Annotated in this window: 1 pseudogene; it reads left to right on the plus strand. The window is 30.3% G+C overall.

The window, feature by feature from the left end:
- Window positions 1–49: 49 nt before the first annotated feature.
- Window positions 50–748, plus strand: a pseudogene (locus CQA53_RS12885) (hypothetical protein); the annotation flags it as partial.

Here is a 748-nt window from a genome sequence, read left to right on the forward strand (position 1 = left end):
GCAATTAAAGAGCAATAAAGGCAAAAGCTTTAAATCTAAAGGTATCCCTATGATGTTAGAATCTGATTTAATTAACTCTAGTATTGTAGGTTGCAGTAATAATATCGCAGGTGTTCCTACTCCTTGTTCTCTTATTTCTGTAATCCTCCCTAGTGCTAGAGCATTAAAAAGATATAATGATGATTATCCTATAATGCAAGATTTATGTGTTAGTGGGGTATTGAGTGATAAAGGATTCCCTATCACTTGTAAGCCTAAGAATAATACCTTTAAGATAAATGCTCCTAATCCTAGTAATACTAAAGAGATAAGTAAAGAAGCTTTACTCTCACAAATAAAACTTCATAAACCAAGTATAAGATTATATTATAAAGAACATAGAGAACAAATAGATAATATCCCTATATGTAGATTGAGGCTTAATGATAGGATTATAGAATCTAGTAGTGATGATGATACCTTACAAAATAGTAATACACCTTTGAGACTACTAGAACTCGATATACATAAAGATGCTAAAGAACTACAAGATAAAGACTTGGAGATAGCATTAAAGTCTTCTTATCCTAAAGACTATGAGTTTAAAGAGATAGATATAACCATAGGAATACACTCTATTGCTCTCATACTCATTATCCCACAAAAGATTCCTAAAGTCTATGATAAAGCATATAAAGAATATGAATATAAAGATTATGGGGTAGGGAGGTTTCAGTATATTTATAGGTATTGTGATACAATAGCTAAA

The sequence above is a fragment of the Helicobacter didelphidarum genome (assembly GCF_003364195.1).
Lineage (GTDB): Bacteria > Campylobacterota > Campylobacteria > Campylobacterales > Helicobacteraceae > Helicobacter_A > Helicobacter_A didelphidarum.